At 57.7% G+C, this 4,135-nt stretch carries 5 protein-coding genes; all 5 read right to left on the reverse strand.

All coding sequences use genetic code 11. From position 1 onward, the window contains the following. The coding region (locus tag BN874_RS11665) for a glycosyltransferase (RefSeq protein WP_034433487.1) at positions 1-629 on the reverse strand (629 nt) is incomplete at its 3' end. A gap of 133 nt (positions 630-762) precedes the next feature. Beyond that, entirely contained in the window at positions 763-1,344 is a 582-nt protein-coding gene (locus BN874_RS11670) for an NAD(P)H-dependent oxidoreductase (protein ID WP_034433489.1), read from the reverse strand. A gap of 78 nt (positions 1,345-1,422) precedes the next feature. Next, a complete protein-coding gene (locus tag BN874_RS11675; RefSeq protein ID WP_034433491.1) occupies positions 1,423-2,082 on the reverse strand; it encodes a fumarylacetoacetate hydrolase family protein in 660 nt (219 codons plus the stop codon). A 140-nt stretch (positions 2,083-2,222) separates the two neighbouring features. Next, the gene (locus BN874_RS11680; RefSeq protein ID WP_034433493.1) at positions 2,223-3,221 is read right to left on the reverse strand and encodes an alpha-E domain-containing protein; all 999 of its coding nucleotides are present in this window, start codon (positions 3,219-3,221) and stop codon (positions 2,223-2,225) included. Positions 3,222-3,223: 2 nt separating this feature from the next. Continuing rightward, positions 3,224-4,135, reverse strand: a 912-nt coding sequence (locus BN874_RS11685) for a circularly permuted type 2 ATP-grasp protein (protein WP_034433495.1), incomplete at its 5' end; no start/stop codon positions are given.

Here is a 4,135-nt window from a genome sequence, read left to right on the forward strand (position 1 = left end):
CGGTTGGGATCAATGCCAAACTCGGCAATCACTTCGGGATTGTGGACGGGGTGGTATTCCTCGGTATCAATACCGTTGGGGATCACCACCACCCGGGTCGGTTCCACGTTGAACAGACGCAGGATATCGTCGCGGGTACTACGCGAAACCGCGATGATCGCGTCGGCAGTTTCCAGTGCGGTTTTTTCGATCCAGCGGGACAGGTCGTAGCCGTGGCCGAGCTGGTCGCGCTTCCAGGGCCGCAGTGGCTCCAGCGAGTGAACGGTAATCACCATCGGGATGTTGTACAAAATCTTGGCGAGGATGCCGCTGAAGTGGGCGTACCAGGTGTGGCAATGGATAATCTCGGCGCTGCCCTCCAGATCGCCGATGCCTTGACCGACAAAAGCCAGACAAGTGCTGAGGGCCTTGAGTGGGGAAACAAAGGATTGCGGGCAACCGGCAAAATGAGTGGTGTCCATCTTGATGCCACGCACATGCAACTGACCTTCGTCGAGGGTCTGATCGTGGAAGCTGCGTACCTCGACCGGAGTCAATTTAGCCAGTTCGCGCGACAGGTACTCGACGTGGACTCCCGCGCCGCCATAAACGTAAGGGGGATATTCGTTGGTAGTAAGCAGGACGCGCATTATTGTTTTGCTCCCTTGGCCGGGTGTACGGCGATGCGGTGAACGGATTCCGCTGGGGCGTCCAGTCGGAAGGACTTGGAATACGGCATTATGCCAAGCAGGGTACGGCTTTTGGAAGGGCGGAGTGTGAGGCTCAAAACGCCGTGGCTAACTCTCGAACCTCATCCAGCATCGCCTGTCGTTCGATGTGAGTAACAGTAGGCACTTCGTAGAATGCCCGGTGGATGACGTTGCGGACGCCGCAAGCGCCCAGAATACCGTCAGTCATCGGGCGAACCAGCAACTCGTGCCAGCGTTCGCGCTGATAAAGCGCTTCGTCGCCACCCAACGTGTTAATAATCAGCGCTCGCTCTTGGGTGAGTAAACCGCGCATGCCACCCGTAGCGGTGAACTCGAAGGCAAATTTGCGGGTGAACACCCGGTCAATCCAGCCTTTGAGAATGGCCGGTGGGCCGAACCACCAGATCGGATAAATGAATACCAGCCCCTGCGCCCAGCGGAGGGCGATCTGCTCCTGAAGCGTGTCCTCCGGCAAATCACCGCACCAGTTGCGAGCCAGATCATCACTGTCCATCACCGCCCGGAATTGCATCTGATACAAATCGTGGATGCGGGTGGCATGGCCGTGTTCGCGCAGCGTCGTGTCTACCACTTCCAGGATGGCCTGATTGAAGCTGTGCGGATTAGGATGAGCGAAGACAATTAATACGTTCATAGCGTTGCGCTGGGCTGATACAAAAACTGCCCTCTCCCAATGGGAGAGGGTCAGGCTGAGAGTCTTGGCCCACGTCGTTCAGGCGACCCGTGCGCTGAAATCGTGACCGGCCAGGCTGAGCGTCAACGCATCGCCGGCGCGCAGCGGGCCGACTCCGGCGGGAGTTCCGGTCAGCACTACGTCGCCCGGTCTCAACGTAAAGTGAGTGGAGATGTAGGCCATGAGTTCAAAAACGCCGACCATCATCTGCCGGGTGTTGCCGTGCTGGCGGATTTCACCGTTCACCCGCAGCAGCAGATCGGTCGCTTGCGGATCGGACAGCGCTTCGGGTTGCAGAAACGGTGATAGCGGGCAAGCACCGTCGAAGGCTTTGGCGGTTTCCCAGGGATGCCCCTTCTTCTTCAATTCGTTTTGCAGGTCCCGCAGGGTCAAATCCAGGGCGATACCGTAACCCGCCACGGCTTGGCGGGCCGTTTCGATATTAGCGTTCTGCAGTTCCCGCCCAATCAGTACCGCCAGTTCGACTTCATGGTGACACTCACCCCGCCCCTCCGGCAGCCGGATCGACTCATCCAGCCCAAGCAGCGCCGTTGCCGGCTTCATAAACAGGATTGGCGTTTCCGGCACCGCGTTGTTCAACTCGCGGATGTGGTCGAGATAGTTGCGGCCGATGCACACGACCTTGCCAAGCGGCAGATCAAGCAGACTGCCCTCCAGATGACGATGCTGGTAAGCCACGGAATGACCCCTCAGTTGTTTTGACCATTGTGGGGCTATTGTCGGGGAAGGGGAGCAATGCTGCAACGCAAAAAACGCCGGCGCAAGGGCCGGCGAATCCAGTGTTGCTGAACCGGCGACAGGCCGGTTCAGCAAGCGAGTTAATGGGCGAAGTAGGCAGCAGCGATTTGGTTGTGTAATTCACCGAAACCCATTTGCACCTCGTCAATAAACTCGTGCAGTCCTTCGTGGGCCAGTTCCGGCACCGCCGCTGCATTCAGCTTTTGTCTGAGTGCAGAGAGTGCCTCCAGCGATGCATCATTCCGAGGTAATTTTTTCAGGCAGATTTCCAGTTGCCGCAAACAGAACACCACCGCACGTGGGAAGTATTCATCCTGCAACAGAAACTTCAGCACATCCGGGCCGCTGACTCGCACCCGTACCTGCTGGCGGTACGCCTGATAGGCACTGAGCGATTTCAACACGCTCATCCACTGAATGCTCTCAAACGGATCCTGCTCTCCGTTTTCAGTAGCGGCGGTTTGAGTTTGAGTTTGAGTTTGAGTTTGAGTTTGGATTTGGGTTTGAGTCTGCGTCTGGCCTGCCCGCGACAGCAGATTGGCCGAACGCACGTCCAGAATCCGGGTAGTCATATCGGCGCGTTCCAGATAATGGCCCAGACGGACAAAATCGTAGGCGGCAGTACGACTCATCGCGCCGGCCAGCAGACCGCCGATTTGTTGCGAACCGCGAATCACCCGCCGCAGGAACTCGAAGCGACCGCGTCGACTGGGCACATGATCGCGGGCGTAGATATACAAACTATTGATCTGTTCCCAAGCCTCTTGCGGCACCGTATCGCGGGTGGTGCGCAGATTCTCGCGGGCGGCGGCCAGGCTGGAGATGATCGAACTGGGGTGACCGCTATCACTGATCAGGAATTTAACCACATTGGTTTCGTCGGCCAACCGATTCAGGTCTTTTTCAAAGAACAGCTTCTCGGCACCGACGATAAAGATCAAAGGCAACCAGCCAAAAGTGGTGTTGCGCGGCAAATCCAGCAGCAGGTTGGCATTAACGTTGATCAGCCGGGCCGTATCTTCGGCCCGCTCGATTTGGCGGGTCATCCAATAAATGTTGTGAGCGACGCGCGATAGCATGATTAGAAGCCCTCGGTATCCACGATCCAGGTGTCCTTGCTGCCCCCGCCTTGCGAGGAGTTCACCACCAGTGAGCCTTTGCGCAGCGCCACACGAGTCAGTCCACCGGTCGTGACATAGGAGGTGCCGGGGCCACCGGAGAGAATGAACGGGCGCAAATCGATATGGCGCGGTTCCATCTGGTTGTCGTCGCACAGCGTCGGCGAGGTGGACAGCGCCAGGGTGGGCTGAGCCATATAGTTGCGGGGATCTTTCTGGATTAGTTTGGCGAAGCGCTTGTGTTCGGCGGAGGTCGCGTGTGGCCCAACCATCATTCCGTAACCGCCGGATTCATTCGCCGGTTTCACTACCAGTTTGTCCAGATTGGCCAGTACATATTTCCGATCTTTCTCTCGCATACACAGATAGGACGGCACGTTGGCAATCAGCGGATCCTGATCGAGGTAATACTTGATGATCTCCGGCACGAAGGCATAAACCACCTTGTCATCAGCCACGCCAGCGCCCGGCGCATTCGCCAGCGCCACATTGCCCTTGCGCCAGGCCCGCATCAATCCCGGCACTCCCAGCGAAGAATCGGGGTGGAACACTTCAGGATCCATGAACAGATCGTCAATCCGCCGGTAGATCACATCCACCCGTTCCAGTCCTTCAATGGTACGCATGTAGACACAATCGTCGTCGCCGACTTCCAGATCACTGCCTTCCACCAGTTCCACGCCCATCTGCTGGGCAAGATAGGAATGCTCAAAATAGGCCGAGTTATAGATGCCGGGGGTCAGCACCACCACCGTCGGATGATCACCGGGCCGGGGTGATAGCGAGGCCAGCATGTCATAGAGCCGCAGGGTGTAATCATCCACCGGCTGGATGCGCTGATGCTCGAACAGCTCTGGGAAGACCCGCTTGGTGAC

This window comes from Candidatus Contendobacter odensis Run_B_J11 (assembly GCF_000531125.1).
Lineage (GTDB): Bacteria > Pseudomonadota > Gammaproteobacteria > Competibacterales > Competibacteraceae > Contendibacter > Contendibacter odensensis.